At 41.6% G+C, this 20576-nt stretch carries 20 protein-coding genes, 2 tRNA genes and 2 pseudogenes; 9 read left to right on the top strand and 15 right to left on the bottom strand.

Going from position 1 to position 20576, the window contains the following annotated elements:
• Positions 1 to 70 precede the first annotated feature (70 nt).
• From F6K63_RS06230 to F6K63_RS06215, 4 genes are all read right to left on the bottom strand, one after another.
• On the bottom strand, positions 71 to 1303 hold the full coding sequence (locus F6K63_RS06230) for a glycosyltransferase (RefSeq protein ID WP_008187789.1): 1233 nt from the start codon (positions 1301 to 1303) through the stop codon (positions 71 to 73).
• A gap of 367 nt (positions 1304 to 1670) precedes the next feature.
• Positions 1671 to 2996: an MFS transporter gene (locus F6K63_RS06225; protein ID WP_287247801.1), complete on the bottom strand. Its 1326-nt coding sequence runs from the start codon at positions 2994 to 2996 to the stop codon at positions 1671 to 1673.
• 414 nt (positions 2997 to 3410) lie between these two features.
• Positions 3411 to 3596, bottom strand: a complete 186-nt coding sequence (locus tag F6K63_RS06220; RefSeq protein WP_287247799.1) for a hypothetical protein — start codon at positions 3594 to 3596, stop codon at positions 3411 to 3413.
• A 677-nt stretch (positions 3597 to 4273) separates the two neighbouring features.
• A complete protein-coding gene (locus F6K63_RS06215) occupies positions 4274 to 4429 on the bottom strand; it encodes a hypothetical protein (protein ID WP_287247798.1) in 156 nt (51 codons plus the stop codon).
• Between the two features lie 315 nt (positions 4430 to 4744).
• Between F6K63_RS06215 and F6K63_RS06210 the strand changes: the two genes are divergently transcribed.
• Positions 4745 to 5131 carry a hypothetical protein gene (locus F6K63_RS06210; RefSeq protein ID WP_287311267.1) on the top strand — a complete coding sequence of 129 codons (387 nt, stop codon included), beginning with the start codon at positions 4745 to 4747 and terminating at the stop codon, positions 5129 to 5131.
• 42 nt (positions 5132 to 5173) lie between these two features.
• Positions 5174 to 5686 carry an FkbM family methyltransferase gene (locus F6K63_RS06205; protein WP_353812969.1) on the top strand — a complete coding sequence of 171 codons (513 nt, stop codon included), beginning with the start codon at positions 5174 to 5176 and terminating at the stop codon, positions 5684 to 5686.
• A 58-nt stretch (positions 5687 to 5744) separates the two neighbouring features.
• Here F6K63_RS06205 and queC read toward each other — a convergent pair whose 3' ends face one another.
• Positions 5745 to 6458: a 7-cyano-7-deazaguanine synthase QueC gene (gene queC / locus F6K63_RS06200; RefSeq protein WP_287311265.1), complete on the bottom strand. Its 714-nt coding sequence runs from the start codon at positions 6456 to 6458 to the stop codon at positions 5745 to 5747.
• Positions 6459 to 6749: 291 nt separating this feature from the next.
• Here queC and F6K63_RS06195 point away from each other — a divergent pair, with 291 nt between their 5' ends.
• On the top strand, positions 6750 to 7835 hold the full coding sequence (locus F6K63_RS06195) for a Gfo/Idh/MocA family protein (RefSeq protein ID WP_287247793.1): 1086 nt from the start codon (positions 6750 to 6752) through the stop codon (positions 7833 to 7835).
• A 264-nt stretch (positions 7836 to 8099) separates the two neighbouring features.
• Here the strand turns inward: F6K63_RS06195 and F6K63_RS06190 are convergent, their stop codons facing one another.
• A complete protein-coding gene (locus tag F6K63_RS06190) occupies positions 8100 to 9086 on the bottom strand; it encodes an SGNH/GDSL hydrolase family protein (protein WP_287311263.1) in 987 nt (328 codons plus the stop codon).
• Between the two features lie 198 nt (positions 9087 to 9284).
• Here F6K63_RS06190 and F6K63_RS06185 point away from each other — a divergent pair, with 198 nt between their 5' ends.
• From F6K63_RS06185 to F6K63_RS06175, 3 genes are all read left to right on the top strand, one after another.
• The gene (locus F6K63_RS06185) at positions 9285 to 9425 is read left to right on the top strand and encodes a hypothetical protein (RefSeq protein ID WP_168166531.1); all 141 of its coding nucleotides are present in this window, start codon (positions 9285 to 9287) and stop codon (positions 9423 to 9425) included.
• A 71-nt stretch (positions 9426 to 9496) separates the two neighbouring features.
• Positions 9497 to 9581 (top strand) — tRNA-Tyr (locus tag F6K63_RS06180).
• Between the two features lie 198 nt (positions 9582 to 9779).
• Positions 9780 to 9851, top strand: a tRNA-Thr gene (locus F6K63_RS06175).
• A 53-nt stretch (positions 9852 to 9904) separates the two neighbouring features.
• On the opposite strand, the gene F6K63_RS06170 is transcribed toward F6K63_RS06175, so the two are convergent.
• From F6K63_RS06170 to F6K63_RS06160, 3 genes and pseudogenes are all read right to left on the bottom strand, one after another.
• Positions 9905 to 10255, bottom strand: a complete 351-nt coding sequence (locus tag F6K63_RS06170) for a DUF5615 family PIN-like protein (RefSeq protein WP_287311261.1) — start codon at positions 10253 to 10255, stop codon at positions 9905 to 9907.
• A gap of 8 nt (positions 10256 to 10263) precedes the next feature.
• On the bottom strand, positions 10264 to 10593 hold the full coding sequence (locus F6K63_RS06165; protein ID WP_071105970.1) for a DUF433 domain-containing protein: 330 nt from the start codon (positions 10591 to 10593) through the stop codon (positions 10264 to 10266).
• A gap of 115 nt (positions 10594 to 10708) precedes the next feature.
• Positions 10709 to 10936, bottom strand: a pseudogene (locus F6K63_RS06160) (IS1 family transposase); the annotation flags it as partial.
• A 90-nt stretch (positions 10937 to 11026) separates the two neighbouring features.
• Here F6K63_RS06160 and F6K63_RS06155 point away from each other — a divergent pair.
• The 3 genes and pseudogenes from F6K63_RS06155 to F6K63_RS06145 form a co-directional block, all read left to right on the top strand.
• Positions 11027 to 11674, top strand: coding sequence for a bifunctional 4-hydroxy-2-oxoglutarate aldolase/2-dehydro-3-deoxy-phosphogluconate aldolase (locus F6K63_RS06155; protein WP_287247783.1), 648 nt, complete (start codon positions 11027 to 11029; stop codon positions 11672 to 11674).
• Positions 11675 to 11771: 97 nt separating this feature from the next.
• Positions 11772 to 12005 carry a L,D-transpeptidase gene (locus F6K63_RS06150; protein ID WP_131827226.1) on the top strand — a complete coding sequence of 78 codons (234 nt, stop codon included), beginning with the start codon at positions 11772 to 11774 and terminating at the stop codon, positions 12003 to 12005.
• A 353-nt stretch (positions 12006 to 12358) separates the two neighbouring features.
• Positions 12359 to 12649 (top strand): annotated as a pseudogene (locus tag F6K63_RS06145) (L,D-transpeptidase); the annotation flags it as partial.
• A gap of 124 nt (positions 12650 to 12773) precedes the next feature.
• On the opposite strand, the gene F6K63_RS06140 reads toward F6K63_RS06145, so the two are convergent.
• The 6 genes from F6K63_RS06140 to F6K63_RS06115 all read right to left on the bottom strand — a co-directional run bounded on the left by F6K63_RS06140 (position 12774) and on the right by F6K63_RS06115 (position 20555).
• The gene (locus tag F6K63_RS06140) at positions 12774 to 13949 is read right to left on the bottom strand and encodes an McrC family protein (protein ID WP_287311260.1); all 1176 of its coding nucleotides are present in this window, start codon (positions 13947 to 13949) and stop codon (positions 12774 to 12776) included.
• Positions 13950 to 14130: 181 nt separating this feature from the next.
• Entirely contained in the window at positions 14131 to 15774 is a 1644-nt protein-coding gene (locus F6K63_RS06135) for an McrB family protein (RefSeq protein ID WP_287311302.1), read from the bottom strand.
• Positions 15775 to 15930: 156 nt separating this feature from the next.
• Entirely contained in the window at positions 15931 to 16392 is a 462-nt protein-coding gene (locus F6K63_RS06130; RefSeq protein WP_287311259.1) for an ASCH domain-containing protein, read from the bottom strand.
• Positions 16393 to 16400: 8 nt separating this feature from the next.
• A complete protein-coding gene (locus F6K63_RS06125) occupies positions 16401 to 18527 on the bottom strand; it encodes a GNAT family N-acetyltransferase (protein ID WP_287311257.1) in 2127 nt (708 codons plus the stop codon).
• Between the two features lie 86 nt (positions 18528 to 18613).
• Positions 18614 to 18907 carry a type 2 periplasmic-binding domain-containing protein gene (locus F6K63_RS06120; RefSeq protein ID WP_008187824.1) on the bottom strand — a complete coding sequence of 98 codons (294 nt, stop codon included), beginning with the start codon at positions 18905 to 18907 and terminating at the stop codon, positions 18614 to 18616.
• Between the two features lie 475 nt (positions 18908 to 19382).
• A complete protein-coding gene (locus F6K63_RS06115; RefSeq protein WP_287311255.1) occupies positions 19383 to 20555 on the bottom strand; it encodes a peptidoglycan recognition protein family protein in 1173 nt (390 codons plus the stop codon).
• Between the last annotated feature and the right edge of the window lie 21 nt (positions 20556 to 20576).

Below are 20576 nucleotides of genomic sequence, written 5' to 3'. Positions count from 1 at the left end.
TACCCATTACCCATTACCCATTACCAAAAAGCGATAGGCTATTCTCTTGAGTAATTAACTGGACTTGATATCAGTGGGTTTTCTTGGCAATCTGCTTTTCCCAAATACCAACTAAATTCTGAACCCTTTCATCCCAACCATACTGGGAAACACACTCCCTACCGTTGCGACCCATTTCCTGTCGCAACGCTGGGTTCTCAATTAATACTTTGAGCTTGTCGCAGAAATCTTCCTGATTCTGGGGAGTGAACAAAAAACCATTCCATCCGTCTTGGATATTCTCCACTACCCCACCTGCTTCAGGAGCGAGCACAGGAATTCCAGCTGCGAAGGCTTCTAATATAGTTAGCCCTCTAGTCTCCTTTTCTGATGCTGTGATATGAATATCACTGTTGACCAAAAGAGCTGGAACATTTTCCGGTGGCACTCTACCCAGTAAGTAACTATTAGGTGTTAACTTGCTTAAGCGGGTAGCAATCTCATCCCGCATCGAACCATCACCAGCAATGATCAGTGCGATTTTGTCACTGTTGACCTCTTGTACAACTCGTGAAAAGGCATTTAGGGTAAATTCCCACCCCTTATCTGGAGTTAACCGACCTAGAAAAATTAACTTAACTTTCCCCTCAACCTCTGGAATATCATAGTTCTTTTCGAAAAACTGTTCTTCCCGTAAACCAGGATAGAATTTACTAGCATCAAAGCCAACTAAATTGGCATGTAGGGTGTTTTTAATGCCCAGATTGATAATTTTTTTATGGGTAATCCGACTAGAAACTAGGGTGACATCATAAGAATTATACACTGAAATCAATATGGTTTTAAAAATAAATTTAATTCCAGCGACGACCAGAGACGGTAGAGAAAAGTAATCTTCGGCATAGTCAATAAAATTAGTCCTAAAAAAACTCACACAGGGAATACCAGCTTTTTTGGCAAAAGCCACCCCAGGCACTCGAAAAAATCCAAAAAACAGTCTTTCTGGTTCATCAACATGAATAATATCGGGCTGGAATTTTTTTAATTCCTGGAGGAGGATTGAATAGGAACTCCTGCGCACCTGACGCTCAAAGTCCAAGTCCATGAATGAGGTACTCGGTAAATTGATGATTCTCACTCCAGGCAGGATTTGACCAGTATAATCTCGCCAATTGGGATAGACATGTTCTAAAGCACTGTACTCAGGACAAAATAACAACACCTGGTGTCCCCACTGACTCAGTCGTTGTAGCCTAGATAATCCACTAACTGTTACGCCATCAATGACAGGCAAGAATCCAGAGGTGATAATAGCAATTTTCATAGGTGAATAGAATTATCCCACTCAGAGCGTGTTTAATTTTTAGGGGCAAAGCATTGACGATGCGTCCCAATTGTTGCATAAATCATGTCAGAACAGGTAAGGCAAATGTGATCAGGAGAGGGAATTGAGGAAGAGCACAACAATTCTATCTTCTCTATCTTCCCCATCTTCCCCTGAACCATGATCAGTATCTGTATGTAAATACTTCGCCCATCCCAGGAGTTAGGAAACGTTTCATACCAAATCCGGGTTAATTACCCCCTTTTTAAGCAAAAAGCATGAGGAGCTTCAGGAGCTTCAGGAGCTTCAGGAGAACAGGAGAAAGAATGCTGGAATCATAACGGGGGTTTTTGGAGCGAATTTGGTATCAAACACTAGTCGAAGTAGTTAAACCTAGGTTAGGGTGAATCGCATCCGGCAGTTCCTTTTCCACTCGCCGTATGGGTGGATATCGATAAGCGATAAAGCTTGCCAGGATGTTCAGCAATCCCATCAACAGCAACAGCAAGCCCATCCCACGCCCTGGACCAACGCCAATGATATGCCCAATACTACCTGCTAACAATCCATCGGTAGCCATCATCGGTTCTAAAACATGATCGACTAACGGTCCGGTTAGCATGTGGGCAAGGATCAATAAGGAGTTTTCGATGGCCAGTTGTAAGGCGAAGACCCGTCCTTGCAGATTAGCTGGGACTTTGTTCTGCCAGATAGTTTGATTACAGCTAACGATAATGGGTTGAGCAAATAAAACACCAAACGCTCCAAGAGCAGCTAAGTTCACAGAAGCGCGGCACCCACCTAAAAGTAAGAACAAGCCTTGCAGGATTACAAAGCTAAAAATACCGTATATCCTGGGCTTGGGTCCTCCCCAGGTAGTCATGACCAAGCTACCAATAAGCATCCCACAACCGCCAATAGATAAAATGACCCCAAGTTCAGCACTGGAGGCAAAGCTTAACACCAGTGGCCAGAACAACACCTGAAGAATACCCATAGTGAAGTAGACCACGGCAAAGAACATCAGCAACCCTTGCAGTCCTTGCCGTTTGGCAATGTAACGCCAGCCTGATACTAGATCTTGGCGCAGTTGGGAGAAGTGGGCTTGCTTTTGATGAGTGTGATGGCTAGACTGGAGATGGGGAATCTGAACGCTTAGCAATGTCGCTAGGGCAAAGATGAATGTGATGAAGTCTATTAATAGAATTCCCTGCAAGTGAATGGTCTCCAGCAGCACACCCGCCAAGGTCGGTCCAAGAATCTTGGCAGTTGCCCTAGAGGCTTGCATCATGCCATTAGCACGGCTAAGATGTTCTTGAGGCATCAGCTGAGTCGTAGCTGCTGTATAGGCTGGCAACTGGAAAGCCTTAAACGTTGAACTGATTGCTACGACTAGGTAAATGTGCCAGATGTCTAACCTGCCCGAGAACACCAGAGCCATAACCACCAGTGTGCTAGCCCCTGCCACGGAGTCGCTGAGAATCATCGCCCAGCGTCTATTCCACCGGTCTACGAATGTACCAGCTATGGGTGAGATAATAATATTGGGTAGGTGAATAAATAAAGAAATTAGGGCAAATTGGGTGATTGAACCAGTGGTCTGGTAAGCCCAAACGCCCAGAGCAAATTCGGTAAGATTAGACCCCAGAAGGGATACTAGCTGTCCCAACCAGATCAGAAAGAAAATCTGCATTTATTGTGTCTTTTTCTACTTTACTCGTCGTTATACTCCGCCATCGGCGGGATTATTGTACCTTTTATACATGAATGACTGAACCCCTTGCCAGTTCCCGCTAAGCTTACACCTTGATGGGTAAAACAGTCTAGCTCGGGGAAAAAGACTGTTGTAGGTGGGCTTACTGATATATCTAGTATGGTGGCAAGTTTTATGTTTGACGGTACCCTTGATGATTACTATTTGTGACATTTTTGCTTAGATTGTGGTGACATTGTGTTGATGCAAACCGCGAGAGAGGGAACCACGGCAATAGCGAGTGGTTTGAAGTTACCGTAAGACAGGCTCGCCTTAATCAATGGAGGCGCGCTTTCCGCTTGAAGAATTAAATTACGGGGTCGCGCCTCAAGTTTTAACCCTTTTTTGCATAACCTACCAACCATAAAGGCGAGCCTGTCTAAGGTTTCGTCTCCGGGGGGACCACGGCAGTCGCTCATGGGGGAAACCCCCAAGACCGCGCTGCCTCCCCAAGACCGCGCTGCCTCCCCAAGACCGCACTTGCTCCCCAATGGCTGCGCTGCATCGCTTTTGCCCGACAACCGCTTCTGTGGGTGACATGGTGCTGAATTTGCTGATCAGAATAATTCCGTAGTACCTATCTGAGCAGGAAGAGATGAGCTATTGTGGACACCTATCTTGAGAAGCTCCACAGCCGAGAGCTGACTGCTGACTCGTTACCAACTAGTTACGTTTAGTGGCAAGAAAAGACCAGTGACCCTGGTTATTAAGAAGAGTTTCAACAGTTATAATTTAAATTGACTTAATTTCCATTGACTATTGTATACTTTATTGGTAAATAAAACAAGTATCCTAAACGGGAGTTTTAAATCAATTGAGATATTGAGATATTGAAGATGCTTAACTATATCTAGTTCCTTATCTAGTTCGGTTTTGGATTGTTTGAGGTCACTAGTTTAATTTTTTTTGACCGTTTATCCCTGACACTCAAGCGTCAAGCGTCAAGCGTCAACCTCTTAAATTTAGTGCAACCTATAGGTTATAAAATATACCTCGGTTTGACCCCCCAGAGTATCCCGAAAATCACTCCCAGTATTTGGAATCATAATGATTGACTTGAATTTCGGTCAGAGGAGGTTGAGCTAAAGGACACCATTGGATTCACAAGACATGCTTTGATTGGACGCGATCGCATATTTTTGTAAAACTACTCAAAGTTAAACCAGTTACTGTAAATATCTTCATAGTATGATGATTCGTTATCGTTTTATTCACCCTTACTGATCCACATATTGCTGGTCATCGGGATTTTCTGGCTCCTCCAGAATCTCCGTTCGCTTAGCTTGACCTAAGGTCAATCGCGTAGCGTGGCTCACGGCCTCTCCTTCCTCATAACCGAAAATTTTGCCAAAATGGCAACCAATTACTAACATGTATGAGTCAATATTGTATAGATACAGGTTTATTTACTATTAAGTAAACTGCCCTATAAATTCATGTCGAAATGATTAGATTCGGAAGAGGATTAACATAAAATCCAGGGTAAATAATATCGCCAGAGTCTTCTTGATTTTTATAATTTTTATGAAATTTAAATTAAGATTGCTTAAAATTGCTATAATTAACTAAATTTCAATCAGGGTGCTTTACTACTATATAAGTAAGTCAGTAATATCTCTGTCGAGATAACTAGTCATAATTAGTGATCTTACTGTGCAGTTTAATCAATATAGTTAACGAAAATCCCTATGGTATTAAACGCAAATCAACTATCTGAAATAACTATTAAACTAACGGCTACCCTGACAGCAGAACCTTTAAATAAATCTCTAAACTTATGGATGGAAGATATAAATATTCCATCCAAAATAAACTTATCAAAATCTAATCAACATGTTGAACAAATATTTGATAAGTCTAGTCTAATATCTACTCCTAAAAATGGGAGTACTGTCATCTCCTCAAGTTTTGAAGACTGGATCAGATCTCCTGCCAATCAGCCATTATCACCAAATCCCTCTAACCTAGGTTTAGCTACCAATTTTGATATTCTTAAAGCCGAGGCTATTATATTTAATCATAACGATTACCAATTATTCAATAATTTAGTTATTGTTCATTTTAATGAACAATAAACTGATTAATTATATCAAAAAAATTTTGAAAAACAGACCTACATTAAACATGGCATAACTATCCATGATGGGGATTGTCTTTTTGATATAGGGGCAAACATCGGTATGTTCACCCTGTTTGCTCAGCAAATCTGTAAAAATGCCAGACTATTCTCCTTTGAAGCCTTACCAGATGTTTTTGAACTGTTGCAAATCAATGCATCACTGTATGGTTCGAATCCCAAAGTCTTCAATTTTGGATTTTCCAAGCACTCAAGAACTATTTCTAGTATTATTCATCAACAGAACATTCAAAAAATTGATTTACTCAAAGTTAATGCTGATCAACCTCAGTTAGATATCCTGGCTGGCATCAAGGAGAAGGATTGGGAAAAAATTCAACAAATTGTGATGGAGGTTGATCAGATTACAGCAGGGAAAAAACTAAAGCAGATCACAAACTTACTCCAAGAGAAAGGCTACCAGTTAGTGATTGATCAAGAAGTATTGCTGGCAGATACAGGGGTTTACCGTATCTACGCCAGGCGTAACTATCGGCTAAATCAATTCTTCTAGTATCCAACAGGAATGAAAATCCCTCTTGTTCTAGCAACACACTGATTACTCAGCTTACTCAGCCTTTGTGATAAGGAAGTGGATCGTCCAATCCCAACTCAGCAAAGGCAGCCAATCGCAACCGACAAGCATCACAAACACCACAAGCTAGATCGTTACCTGTGTAGCATGACCAGGTTTTTTCCCAAGGAACACCCAGCTGATTGCCTAATTTGATAATTTCGGTTTTTTTCAGGTCAATCAGAGGAGTGACAATTTTAATTCCATTGCCCTCCCTACCTTGTTTCGTCCCCAAATCAAAAGCTGTCTGCATTGCTTGGATATAATCCGGACGGCAATCTGGATAGCCAGAATAATCTAAGGCATTGACACCCACATAGACTCCCTCAGCACCAATTGCTTCTGCATAGGATAAGCCAAAGCTCAGAAAAATCGTGTTACGGGCTGGAACATAGGTTATGGGGATGTCTTGAGACATCTGCTCTAGACTACGCTCCTTGGGTAGGTCAAGGTTATCATCGGTTAACGCTGAACCTCCCCACTGCCGTAAGTCAAACCTGACTACCTGATGTTCCTTAACACCTGCTGCAGTAGCAATTGCGTAGGCTGATTTGAGTTCTCGTCGATGTCGCTGCTGATAATCAAAGGAAAGGGCATAACACTCATAACCGTCTCCTACTGATTGATACAAAACTGTAGCAGAGTCTAAACCTCCAGATAACAACACAATTACTTTCTTAGACATGATCCAACCAGATATCACAAGTCTCATCAGGATAATGCCTAATCAAACGTTTTGCACTGTTACTACAACTACCAATTAATAATTTCATTGCTCTGTCAACAGACAACCCACAAACTGACACATAGGGTTAGTGTTCGATATTTCGTCAAACCACAATAAGTATAGAACACATGTTTTAAAGGTTCTTTTAGCCTGAGTGGGATGGACAAAGCTTTGAAATTCTTCACATTTATAGTTGCTGTGGTACTATCTGGATGGTTTAAGGCGACTTAGATTAAGTAAATCGACTTATTACCAGTGGTGGAGGAGCAAAAAAGAGTGCAGAATAGTACTTATCAAAGACATCGAGATCATCAAGTCCAGCGCAACTTACCGCAGCCAATCAAAATCGGTGTGATTGGCGTTGGCAATATGGGACAACATCATGCCCGAGTTTTGAGTCTTCTCAAAGACGTTGAAATTGTGGGTGTGGCAGACATTAACGTCGAGCGTGGTTTAAATATTGCCAGTAAGTACCGTGTTCGCTTTTTTGAAGATTATCACGATCTTCTTCCCTATGTAGAGGCGGTTTGCATTGCAGTACCGACCCGTCTACATCATCAAGTCGGGATGACTTGTCTACAAGCTGGAGTGCATATTTTAATTGAAAAACCGATTGCCGCTAGTATTGCTGAGGCAGAATCGTTAGTAAATGCAGCAGCAGATTCCCAATGTATTCTCCAAGTTGGACATATTGAACGTTTTAACCCAGCTTTCCAGGAACTGAGCAAAGTTCTGAAGACAGAACAATTGCTGGCTGTGGAAGCTCATCGCATGAGTCCTTACTCTGACCGAGCCAATGATGTCTCGGTGGTTTTGGATCTCATGATTCATGATATAGATCTATTACTAGAATTGGTAGCCTCACCTGTGACAAGGTTAACCGCTAGTGGCAGCCGTGCTTCTGATTCCGGGTATTTAGATTACGTCACTGCTACCTTGGGGTTTGCCAATGGTATTGTTGGTACGGTCACGGCAAGTAAAGTGACACACCGAAAAATCCGTCGCATCGCTGCCCATTGCAAAAATTCTCTGACGGAAGCTGATTTCCTGAATAATGAGATTCTAATTCATCGGCAAACCACTGCCAATTATATGACGGACTATGGTCAAGTGCTTTACCGACAGGATGGTTTGATTGAGAAGGTTTATACCAGTAATATTGAACCACTCCATGCTGAGTTAGAACACTTTGTCAATTGTGTACGGGGTGGTAATCAACCTTCTGTCGGAGGTGAACAAGCTCTAAAAGCACTGCGTTTGGCCAGTTTGATTGAGCAGATGGCTCTTGATGGTCAAGTTTGGCACAACGTAGACAATGGGAATCATAAACTCCATACTTCCGTCATGACAGTTCCGTGTTAGTGACTTGTTGTTGATTTGTTGTTGATGATGTAGGGGTCAGTTGCACTTGTAACTGACCGACATTAGGGAGAGCCTAAGGGGGTAAGGAACAAATCAGCCCAATCCGCTTTGATAAATCCCTTCTAGCCCTGACAACTAAAACTCGCGGCTATAGGTAGGTCAAGCCTTCTGGAAGAGTACAAAGTCGGCCTGGACAGACTGACTTCAACAGGGGGTCTTGAATCAGGATTTGCGATCAACCTTTTCTCCTATGCCTTTGATCATTTACCTGACAAGTGTGATCACTGATGAAGCTACCTGAGTTGATATAACTTCACTGACTTTCTGATTTCCTTGGGGGCTAAGGTGAATGTGGTCACGGTAAAGTATCTCTGGTGTTTCGGTGTTATTGAATACTTCTAAAAAATCTAGATAAGTAATGTTGTGCTCTTGAGTAAAGTCACTCAAGCGTTTACGGGCTTTTAACTCATAGTCACGAGGTCCTTTGGTGCCAATTTCCCGGAGTAGGGGGGTCATCCCTAGCACTAACTTGGCTCCAGCAGCATCAGTTAGGGTCTTAATTTCCCCAATGGCCTTGAGATTAAAGCCAACCCGGTCTCCTGGTTCCGCTCTGACTGCTTCCATTTCAGGAATAGCTGGTGCTCTCAGGAGATAGCGACTCCAGATCTCGGCTATGGCTAAGAGGGGTTTTTGGCTGGGATAATTGCGATCGCGTCCCACTTGTAAAGAAGTCGGTGCTGTAGCAAACAAGTCATCGGTATTAATCAGTAATACCACTACATGGGCGTTGAAGGTACCAAAGCGTCGTAGATAGGCTAACTCATTTCGTGGTCCCCAAGAATTAGCAGAAGCATTAAGGACTTCGACTGTTTCAAATGGTTTCTCCTTGGTTAGACTTGGTAAGACGTCTTTGGTCAGCCATAGTTCTAATTGAGATTGGAGCCGTGCTGATATGGTTTGGTCTTGGTCTGTCCACCAAGCCCCATTGGCAACAGAATCCCCCAGTAGGAAAACCCGCAGCATGGATCGGGGTGGGCTAGGAGTAGTGGTGGCACTGCGCATGGAATATTCATTAATGAGAATGCGGTTGCCAAACCGTCTGGTGCTTTGGTTAGGGGCTAGCAAGTAGCCAATTTCCTCATCTGCCACATAAATAAGGGGATTACCGAAGCCGAGCAGCCATCGTAAACCCACCTCTAGGGCTACCAAGGAACTGACTAGCACTGCCAAGGTCAATAGCAATACTTTCACAAGAAAATCCTATATAATTTATAAATTTTTCCTATAGTTTTGTCTAGGTTTTCAGTAGTGAGATCACTTTAAAAGCCGAGTATAACCGCTCAAAGCTGAGTATACCAAGGTTAATCGGTAAATTTCCCCCTGATTTAGCCCTGGCTATAATCGACTTGTTGGTTAGATCCCTGATAACTCAAACAGGAGCGACAAACTATGTCAGACCTCAATCGTGGCATCATGAAGTTTAAAGGAGCTGATAGCCCCACAGCCGTTGTTATTTCAGCAATTCTGGTTTTGGGCAGTATCAGCGTTCTGATCTGGTGGGCATTGCACAACGCTTACACCATTGGCTAATTCCGGTCGATTTCCTTAAAAAATTGACAATTCCTAAAAGCTGTGCTAACATTTATAAATGTGAGCTAAAAGGGTCGGTGCCCGAGTGGTTAATGGGGGCGGACTGTAAATCCGTTGGCTATGCCTACGCTGGTTCAAATCCAGCCCGGCCCACCACAATGGTTTGGGATATAACCTAAATATGCTTTTGATAAGTCAGCATGAAATTTGCTGGTTGCTATTATTGTTTAATTACAATAGCTGGTTGGCAGGTCGGTAAATCAAAAGCGAAATTATAGTGTTGGCAGATTAGGTTTTGCCACAGTACAATAGGCTAAATCAAACCAATAATGTAAATCTAATCATTTAAATCTAGCCCGTGTGGCTCAGTGGTAGAGCACACCCTTGGTAAGGGTGAGGTCACGAGTTCAATCCTCGTCACGGGCTTTTAAGCATAAATTTCCGAGTAGTTACCAAATTGTACAGTGACTAATTATTGGTCAAAAAGGCAAATACAGCACAATACCCTTCCATTCTGCTTGCTCACTACAATCGATGAGTAGTAGTAATTCATCAATTGCCTGTCGAATTGGCATTCGATCATTGACGACAAAGATGCCCGCCATCGACTCTCCTGAAACTAGTCGGTTGTAGGCAAAATCTGGCATCGTTGCACGATCATGAGTTATAAGGATACGTCCATTAATTGCTGCCCAAGCTAGAATCGCTGGATCATCTACTTCTCGCAAGCCAACATCTTGAATCCGTAGTAGGTCAAGATTGGGTTGACGCAAAAACAGCCCTCGAACAATGTCACCGTTGAAATTCTCATCGCTCAGCAAACTCAGCATAACCGTTTCTACTGATTCTGCTGAGATAGCAAACGGGTACGAATTAAGCTGAGATCAGGTTGGATACTAGACAAACGTTGCTGCACTGATTCAGCTAACTGCTCTCTCTGGTTTAAGTATGTTTCTACCGCATTTTGGTGTCGAAGGTAGTAGCCAATTGTATTGTAAACATCGGACAAAGATAGAGTCGAGTATCGATGGACAATAGACTCAGGGGATGCACCATCTTGAAACGCTCGAATAACAGTCTCTAGCAAAACCCTTGAATTTCCAACTCGAATCGCTCCGGTTTCATCTTCTCGCAGAGGTGGTGTCTCACGTTCCAAAACGAGGCTCATAGATTAACTTTCCTAAATCCAGTATCAAACCATCGTAACTTACCTCACAGCGCAATTGCTCAGTGAACTTAAAAACACTGTCTCAAAATTGGGCGTTGCTGAATATCGAAATGATTTAACTATAAAGGGGAATTTTATGATAATTTAAATAATAAATAAGAAGCCTAATTGATAAATGCAAGATTTTATTGATGCAATGCGCGAGTGTGGAGAGACCCCCAAGACCTTGCTGCATCGCTTGTTCAGATTTAGAGTAGCACAGAGTGCGTCGATGTAGTCTTGCTAAATAATGTCTCAATCTTGTATTTTCATTTTCTATGAAAGTCATATAAATTTTATTAACCCAAGTTGCTAGTTATGCAGATGCGATTTGACCGTAGGTCACGCTACGGGAACGCACGAGGGTGTTGAGCTTAACTAATGGTAACTAGAATTGAGGACTGATAACTGGTTAAACCTATTACAACAACAGCGAGTAATTGCTGTGATTCGAGCATCCTCGAAATCCCTAGGCGAGCAGATGGCTAAGACGGTAGCCACTGGGGGTATACGGTTAATTGAAATTACCTGGAATAGCGCTGATGCTCCTGAGCTGATTAGTCAGCTCCATAGAGAATTACCCAACTGTATCATTGGTACTGGCACGATCTTAAACCAATCTCAGTTACATCAGGCAATTGATGTTGGAGCGCAGTTTATCTTTAGTCCCCATGTAGATACAGCAGTTATTAAAGCAGCGGTAGCTGCTAACGTGCCAGTGGTTCCCGGAGCACTTTCTCCGACAGAAATTGTGACAGCTTGGGATGCTGGTGCTAGCTGTGTTAAGGTGTTTCCGATTCAGGCGGTCGGTGGTGTTAGTTACATCAAAGCTTTACTTGGGCCACTCGGTCACATCCCTTTAATCCCTACTGGTGGTGTTACCATAGACAATGCTCAGGAATTGATTAATATCGGAGCGATCGCTGTGGGTCTTTCTGGGAATTTGTTTCCTAAATCCCTGATTGATGAGGGGAATTGGAATGCGATCGCAAAACGAGCAAAACAGCTAAAGCAACGATTAGCCCCTGATTCTCTAAGTTGAGGCTATGATATGGGTGATTTGTTTGATTGACTGCTAAGGTTATATGTTTTTTCACTGGCTAAGTCCCTTAAGAACCTGGTTTGCCAGTTTCCCACTGATGCTAATCGCCTTGGCTGTCTGGACAACACCAGCGTTGACCAATCCTGTGAGTGAGCAAATCGCTACCAGAGTGATGGAACTGCAAGATTCAGAGGAACGCTGGATTGAGATAGACCTAACCAATCAAAGGCTGATTGCTTGGGAAGGTAGACAACCGGTTTATGCAATAATTGTCTCCACTGTTGACACTCCCCGCCCTGGAAGGACGGGGATTCTTGCTTCAACGGGGTGACTTGTTTAACCAGGCCGGAGCCAGGAAAAATAGAGGTCTCCACTCCACAAGCGTATTTGGTCTATGACCTAGGTTTCGGTGTGCCCCACCGTACCTAATCTAGTTAACAAGTTAGATAAACTTTTTCTTGATCTTATGTTTTCGTAGATATCCAAATCGTTAGATTTGATTATGCAATAAGCTGATATCTTAGCTTATTTTTTACATTATCTACTTATTTTCAGATCATGTTTATCTAGAACATTATTTTTTTTCGCTATGCTTTTATTTTAACACGATGCGAAAAAAACGTCAAGTCTTAATTTCACAAAAAGCTGTCCTATAAGGACGGGGCGCGATTACCCAAATTTTTTGGTAAAGATTCAACACCTACCCATCCTGGTACATTCACTATTCAATCCAAGCGTCGCAAGGACAGAATGCGTGGTGCAGATTACGATCTGGCTAATGTACCTTATGCCATGTATTACCACCGGGGCTATGCTATCCATGGGGCATACTGGCATCGTAAGTTTGGTACTCCAGTAAGTCATGGCTGTGTCAATGTAGCTGTGGATCATGCTGAGTGGTTATTTGATTGGGCGTCTGTGGGAACACCAATCGTGATTCATCAGGGCGTTGAAGAATTGGCCAATGATGAATGATATCAAGTCTGTTGAATCATTTGAATCAATTCCAAGATCGTTCTTGTTTTTTAGTAATGGGTAATTGCTCAGGGATAATCACCAATTACCGTAAGCATTCAGCCTACCGCTGTCAGCTGAATGATTACAGTCCTGTTAATTTCTTTAAAAATAGTTCACCAGCTTCTTCCAAATTACCATCCAGGGAAAATGTCAAGCTGCGGACTCGAATATCACGAATTTTAACATCAAGGGGTTGAGTTAAAGGAGCTGGATATACTAAAACTGCCTCTTGGCAATCTTGTGTGATGGCATAGATTACTACTTGGTTAAAATCCTCACGAGATGGACTAATAGGGATTTTATACTTAGTATCGAGAATGCAGCATGTTTTCTCAGTCGCTACCTCGTAGAGTACTAAATCAATGTAAAAATATAATGTCTTGTCGATGTCTACTTTTTCGAGTATCTTAATCCCAAAGCCACTGGGTAAGTGCGATTTTAGCCATTCAGCCACAAAGCGTTCATAGAGTTTTGCCATGTTAACTAGAAAGGGCAACATGGTATTACTACCTGTTTGATGACTTGGTCCGCTGTGTTCGAGAAAAAAGCGGCAAAGAGCATGTAACCTTTGGTAATTCTGATTGAGCCGATTATAGTTTCGTCCGATACAATCCCTAGCACTATAAGGTTGTAGGGTGACAAGGTTTTGTAGGGCATGATAGGCTTGGCGCAACATTGGACTTACATTAGCGCTATATAAACTAGTGCGACAGATACAGTGGAGTGTCCAGGCGATAATCTGATTATCTTCGATGTCACTAGTGTGTTGGTCGTAATGGCAGTTAAGTTTAATATCCCATGGCTTCTGGATAGTTTGCTGTACATCCAAACGCCCCCGAAGGTATGCTAGTTGAGCAATTGTGGGGATGTAGGTGCGGTAGAGTCCTTGGCGAATGCGATCGCGTATGCCATTAATGAGGATACTGACCAGGTAATCGTAAAATTCTTCTAGAGATTGACAATCAATCAACCCCTCTAGAATGTGAAAGCTTCTAAGATTATAGGCATAGTCAAGCATTCCGAAAAGATTGTTTAGGGGGACTTTCGGCTGGAGTTGGATGCTCAGTTCATTGCTTAGGGGAATATAACCTACCCATCCTTGAGAGGTTAGTTGCCAGTAATCCCCGGTTTTGGAGTATTCAAGATTTACTGTTACCTGATTGCTGTATTTTTGCTGCAATTCATTGATTACCGATCCTGGAATCTGGTAGCGTGGGATCTTATCTGGCTGATACTCCGTTAGTTTGATTATTCTCATTTTTTAGTTTAAATTTTGGCGTTGCTTAATAATGGAATGATTTTAAGAGTGTTTAGGTGCGCGCCTCCTAGGCCGGGGAACCCGGCCTTGGGTCGCACCTGTGGAATGGGCATCAGGCGTGGAACTGGCATCTTGCCAGTTTCATGCTTATTGTCGGGCGGGCAGGATGCCCACTCTACTCCTATTCATTCGAAGATTCAGCAACGCCTAAATTTTTAATATTAACTTTAATAGTGTCCCAACGAAATTGCTCTAGTTTATCCCGTTGATCGAAAAAGTATTCTTCTAGATATGGCTCAATCTCCCTTCGCCAGATATCTTCAATTTCATCAGCTATAGTTTCTAGTAGAAAGAAGGAGATTCCCAGGGAGTAGTTAGGATCTGCGATCGCATTATTTATTTGTTCGAGTATCTTAATCAATCCATTAACTGGAAAATCCGTTGTTTGGTGATATCGTCTTAAGATTTCATAGTTGGGAGAGAGCCGAATAAATGCAAAGCGACGGCGAAATGCCTGATCAACTAGAGCAATAGAACGGTCTGCTGTGTTCATAGTACCGATGATCCGAACATTTTTCGGGATACTGAATAGTTGATTACTGCCAGCTAAGGGAATTTTTTGATCCCGGTACTCTAGTAGATACAATAATTCTCCAAACACACTAGCGAGGTTAGCACGATTAATTTCATCGATGATTAGAACACAAATTCCTCGCCGAGACTCAGCTTTATTACAGAATTCTAGGAATCTGCCTGGAACTAGAGGATATCTCAATTCCCCATTTTGACTTTGTGGACGGATACCTTGAATAAAGTCTTCATAGGAATAGGCAGGATGAAATTGGACAAGTTTTGTGAAGCCATCACTTCCACTGATTAAATGGTTAGCAATTTTTTGAGCACTATAGGTTTTACCTGTACCTGGTGGGCCGTAAAAAATTCCTTGTCCTTTGCGTTCAATAGCACGTATCCATGCCTCTAACTCTGCTATATCAAAACCAGTATCTTTAGCACATTCGCTTACCGTATACTCCTCTGGTAACGCTATCCTTGAACCATCAGAGGTAAATTCGATAACCTCCTCTTTACCCGAAAAATTATACCCTTTAACCGCAACCAACCAGTAGCAAAACATATCGAATAAATCATTATCCCTGAGCACTGGTACACCCGGTTGATGCATAGTTTTATCTAAGGCTTTAATCAGCTTCAATCCTGTAGCATTTGCCGCTGGATAATCTGTCAGTCTCTTTCCGTAGGATGTATTAACAAAATAATTGATAACCTGTCGAGAACTATCATTGATTAACAGAAACCTATCTGGTTGCAGCCCATTGAGGAGATTCGTCAGCATTTCCGTCGGAAAACCTTTGGAGTATTCCCCTGTAGAAAACTGATCACAAGCTGCTGATAACTGATTAGGATGCTTAGTGCAGCAACCAACAAATTCAAGGATGTCGTAACCAATCTGCTCTACTAACCTTTGTATCCATTTATGCTGATATTTCAGTTTTAATGGCAATCGTAATTCTAAATAATTATCACGTTTTCTAGGAATAGTTAGTATCCATGAATCATCACCCTCACCATATGGACTATTCAACGTAATCGCCAATTCTCTATCAGGGAATAGGTGAAACAGGATCGGTTCGGTTATAGCTTCTCCAGAGTCCACCATAGCAGAGATGACTGCAAAATTCCGACACCAAAGGCGACGCTGCTCCTTGTAGGTTGCCATGTGACTTAACCCAACCGGTGTGTAGGGATATGAACTGATAAATTCCTGAAATAGACTGACCAATTCACCATTCTTATCCCCTACCATACTATCCACCTAATTTTTTTCCTTAGAACATGTTTGAGACATTAGAGACTGTTAGTTAGTTAGTCATTGATTATCAGTAATGGGTTATTGGCTTGCTATTCTTCATGTTCGATTCTCCATTACCCATTCCAAAATATCTTCTTACCAAACATTTAGCTAATTGATATAATGTTCTGACATAATTGCCATTTTATCCTCTACAATAGACTTAAGATGCTCAAATTGACTAGTCGTCAAGTAATGATAAGATTGTGGAGGTCTAAAGTTAGCCCATTTTTCTCTCAAATCTTGTAAAGTTACTGGTGGCTCAAAATGTTCTATGAGTTTTAAGCAAATCCCATAACCGACGGCGGCTTCCTCATAATACTCATTAAAATCTTTTTTTTCTATACCAGCATTGTCTTTTACTTTATACCAAAGGATATCCGGGCGGTCTTGAATAACGTCTTCCACTTCAAAAAAACCCGATAAAACCTTATCTGGAGCCGAGACATAAACCACAACAATATCCCCTGCTTCTAATCGAGGACGCACCCGACGAAGTTCAATTTTTTTGGTTCCATTGAATAATTGACTAGCATATTTAGGACGAATTGATAATAACAACACATTGGGCATTGTTAACACTACTTATTTGGGGTGCCTTCTCTATATATCATTGTAAATTGTTCCTGTTCAATCCGCAACGGTGATTGAACTGTTACACGCTTACCAAGTATTTCTTTAATTTCAGCCAAATTTATAGGATTTTTAAACAGTTCAGTATTACTAAATCGAAGGGCCATCAGCTTTTTATTAGGATCATTTTTGGTAAGCTTCATTAAATCTTCTAATTCATATACACCCAATCGGCGAAACTGTTGATGGAGATTTTTAGGTTTGTTGACGACTACTTCATCAAGTCTAGAGCAAGCTCTTACCTGTCCTGTGCCACAATAGTTTTTATTATAGCTTACATACCAAAGAATTCTACCAACAACCCCTGGTTTTAAGCCACCATTACCTCTATGGCTTCGATAATAGACAAGTTCACGTTTTAGCGCCAGATCAGTTTCCGATCTCAATAGGAGCTGGTTAGCTAAGTCTTCATCGAATAATTCCTTTGCCCATTCTGCTTGAATAGGAATGATTATAGTAGGAAGGTCAGCATCAATAATTTTTGCTGGCCACAGTATGCGTTCAACGTCTATAGTTGTTTTTACCGCTTTGGTTAAATTATCAGTTTTGAGGGTTTCAGCAATTTTTAGACAAAAATTATAATCCGGACTTAGATTAGCTAAATTAGTGAGATAGTCGGATAATTCTGTCGCCGTAACCGCAACCGCAAGATTGGCATTTAAATAACCATCCTTAACTTTAAAAAAAGCATCATCTTGAATAGCGCTAAGAATAGTTTGATTCAAATAAGGTTCAGTAATTCGTGTAAATGGCAGATTTTTACTTACTGACAGGGATATAAACCAAAAAATTAAGTAACGCGCTATTGTTTCTTCAAGATGACCTGATCTAACCCGAAAAATTGGCACCTTTAACTCATGAGTTTTATCGGTATGATACGCAATTAAAGCTAGGGGAGTATTGTTTTTGGGAGTTTTTTTTGACTGCAGAATAATATAACAATTAAATTTATCGGGATTAGCAATAATATAGCCCAGTCTTCCTTGAAAATCACTAAGTTTTTCTCCCTTAGCAGCAATCAAAAACCTTTGACTCAAGAAAGGTACCTGATCTAATTTATGAACAACTTGTCTAGTGATACCTGTGCCTGCTAAGCGTACAGGCTGATAGTTAATATATTCGTGAAGGTAATCTAGCTTAACAATTAAACTAGTAGGACTAAGGATTGATAAGTTAAATTCTTCATTGATAGCATCTGCGATCGCTAGTATTTGCGAATTACGAGTCAAAAAAAATGGTGCATCTGAAGCTATGGCTATAGCTAACTGACGCTGTTGAGATTCATTGATAGTTACCTGAGTTGATAACAAAACCTTGGTTAGAGACCGACAAGCTGTTTCAAAGTCTTTCTGATTGTAGGGGAGTTGAGTAAAGGTATCGGCTAACTGGCGTGTACTATTCCTTTGTTTAGTATCATCAATAGTATTGATGACCTTAAATATTTCATTAGTTATACATAACTCCAAGTCAGGTTGTAACCAATCAGCTAGTAGAGAGTCAGATTCTGCCTTTGACCTAGCTTCATCTCCTTGCAAGTCAAAAAACACGCTGGTATCAATGACTGCACATAATTTAGACTCAAGTTTTTGGGTAGCAACCGTAGAAAATAGGGTAGGATGGTCGTGATCGCGCCACCAAACGGTAAGTAGTTTTCCATCCTTGCTCCTTCCGGGTTTTTCAGCCAAAGGAACAAAGTCTAAGTGAGACCACATTCTCTCTAATCCATAATCACGACGGCATTTGAGTTTAATGCCGTAAAAGTCCTGAGTATTCTGACTTAGATAATTAACTAGCTTTCTAGCAATACCGTTACCACGCCATGATGGCTCGATGCATAGATGAACAAGAACGATGATATTATGTCTACGCACCTTCCGGTATAACAAATAACCGGTACACTTTTTTTCAGGAGTAAGAGCCACAAGTATTTGACGACTGAGTGCGTGTTGATCAAAAGCTCCTTCAGGAAAATGACCAAGAGTGGTTGCGTGTGCTCGTCCCAAAGCCTTGACTGTCCTTAGGTGCAGGGATTTTTCATCAATTGTTTCAATTTGAAGCTGTATCTCTTGTGTCACTTTACCAATTACCAATTACCAATGGCCAATTACCAATTACTATGCATGCAATCGACCCTATTGTACGTGATTAAGCATACCTAATCTTACTGGTTAGAAGGAAACCACTTTTGCTCTAGGTTGGTGAGTTCTCCGTCTTCCTGTAATTGCAAAATAATTCGGTTGATTGGCTCACGATAATGACTACCTTGAGGCAAAACTATGCCGTAGTCTTGTTCAGCAAACAACTCACCCACAATCTGGTATTCTCGGTTTTGTGACGTTTGGTAAAGTAACCTTGGTGAATCATAAACTAAAGCCTGCACTTGCCCCGCTTTGAGAGCTTTGTATGCATCTTCCACCTGGTCAAATTCAATTAGCTTGACTGGCTGTTGATTCATATATCTGGCAGAGGTCGTGTCTGGGACAGTAGCAACCTGTTTTCCGAATAGATCGATAAGATCAGAAATATTCGATTCAAGTAGTTATATACAATTAAACTTGACTGTTAAGATCAGGTATAGCGCTACGCGCAAGGCAAGAGACAAGAGGCAAGAGGAAAAAGTTGACTACAACAGCTTTTGCTGCTTGTATCAATATTCTAACTTTAATGCGTAGTGCTATATTAGACAAGGGGAAACGGTTCACATAAAGAGTTTTATCAACGTTAATAAACGTAACCAGTAACATAGTTACGTTTAATTATGTCTATAGGCATAAAAAAAATAGCTTAAATTTAACTGGTTTTATCCCTAGATAAAGGAGGCTAACAAAATACTTTGTTAGCCTCCTTTCTAAAAAAAATAACTTGTATAGATTAATGATTAATGGGTCATCGTAAACTAGCAATTACCAATTCAAAATTACCGATTCCCATTAGTCAAGATTCAAAGTAGACCAAGTTATAGAACCCACAATCCCATCAGCATATAATCCTTTCGCTTTCTGATAAGCAATCACCGCAGCTTTTGTCCGAGAGCCAAAATCCCCATCCGTTGCACCAGCATAAAATCCTTGGGTTTGGAGCCGCTGCTGTAGTTCCTCTACTTCTGAGCCAACTGCTCCTTCAATTAAAGGAAGATAGGCAGATGAGGGTTTATCACTACGCCATCTTTCTGAAAACTCTTCCAAGACTTCTTTTGGTAGTTGTTTTTGTAGCCACTCAATCGCTTGTTTTTGGTGAGGTAAGCCACGATAATACTTGTAGGTGTTCACGATAACCACAGGCTGGCGCTTCTTGTTACCTGGTTCAGAAGGAGATTTCTCTGATGGTTTAGAAGAACTTTTCAGTGCGTCCCAGGTCTTTGATCCCACTAATCCATTGGGATTGAGTCCCTCAAACTTCTGAAAGGAAATCACTGCTTTGGTGGTAGCAGGACCAAAAATGCCATCAACTGGACCGGGACTAAACCCTTGAGTTTGGAGGGATTGCTGTAGCTCTTTGACTTTCAGACCAGTGTCTCCTTCTCTGAGATAGTCTTCAACTGAGGAGCCAAGGCGCTGACGAACTTCTCGGCGCAACCGAGGCAATTGACTGTATAACCAATCCCCAGGACATTGGGTTGGTGAAAAGTCTCGATGTCCTTTAATATTATCTGGGCTAATCTTGGTAGTTTTGCAAATCGAAACACATAAATCTACCAAACTTTTCCATTGTTTGGCATTCATCCGGTAGCTGATAAAGGTGCCTTCATTTTCAATTCCCGGTGACTGGTTACCTAGGGTACTACCAGCATGAGCAGAGCTGACAGAACGTCCTTTTTTAATCGCTGATAAGGAACTCTGTCTACCTTCGAGTAAATATCCACCGGTGGTATTCAAAAAGTTGTGACCTGAATCATCCCAGCCAAAGCCGTCCATGTGGGATTTTTGAATACTCCTAGCCAAACTTCTGGAGCCCCATAAGGTTCCTTTGGATAGATCATTCGGGGCATTGGGAGTAGCAGTATGGTGAATAATAATATATCGTGGTCTAGTGGTATCTGGCCATTTTTTTGGGGGTTTAGCTCCCCATTCTTTTGCTGAAATGACACTAGCAGTGAAAGACATATTGACTTGCGGTCTCCAGTT

This window comes from Moorena sp. SIO1G6 (assembly GCF_010672795.1).
Taxonomy (GTDB): domain Bacteria; phylum Cyanobacteriota; class Cyanobacteriia; order Cyanobacteriales; family Coleofasciculaceae; genus Moorena; species Moorena producens.
This window is presented reverse-complemented; position numbering and strand designations above follow the sequence as displayed.